1 pseudogene is annotated in these 726 nt (G+C 72.2%); it reads left to right on the forward strand.

What is annotated here, in order from left to right:
- Positions 1-126: 126 nt before the first annotated feature.
- A pseudogene (locus F3J14_RS35110) lies at positions 127-726 on the forward strand (AraC family transcriptional regulator); the annotation flags it as partial.

Raw genomic sequence — 726 nt, forward strand, 5'->3', positions numbered from 1 at the left:
TTCCGGGTGCGCCCGCATGGCGCGCGGCGGCCGTACAGCGTGCAATGACGGGCTTGTCGCCGGGCCGCGCGGTTCGGCACGGGACTTGCGTGATGGACGCGGTCCCGGGCAGGTGAGGAGAACACGATGGAGCAACGAGTGGAGTGCATGGCCGAACCGACGGCCGAGGACACGCGGTGCAGCGCGCAGGGTGACGACGCACTGGCCGGCCAGGCCGTGGTCAGCGTCGCGCACGACGCCGACGAGCAGGCGCGCAACCTGATCGGCTGGCGGCAGACCTACGACCAGCTCGCGGCCGGCCGCTTCGTCGGCACGCTGACCGAGCTGCCGCTCGACACGATGAAGCTGTTTCGCGAATCGACCAGCCACCTGCTGCGCCAGGCGTGCGAGGTGCGCGGCGACGCGTACTGGTTCGGCATCCCGCTGGTGAGCGACGGCACCGCGCGCGTCGATGCATGCCGCATCGGCCCCGGCGCGCTCGCGTTCCGGCCCGGCAACGTCGAATTCGAATTGCTGACGCCCGCGCAGTTCTCGATTTACGGCGTCGTCGTGCGCGGCGACGTGTTGCGCCGTTACGCGGAGGAAGTCGAGCACCGCGCGCTCGACGAGCGGCTGTTCACGCAGCACGTGATCCAGGTCGGCGACACGCGGCTCGCGCGCCTGTGCGCGCTGCTCGGCCGCCGGCTCGACGACGCGGCGGCCGTAGGCGGCCCGCTGCCCGACGCG

This window comes from Burkholderia sp. Tr-862 (assembly GCF_011753085.1).
Classification (GTDB): Bacteria; Pseudomonadota; Gammaproteobacteria; order Burkholderiales; family Burkholderiaceae; genus Burkholderia; species Burkholderia ambifaria.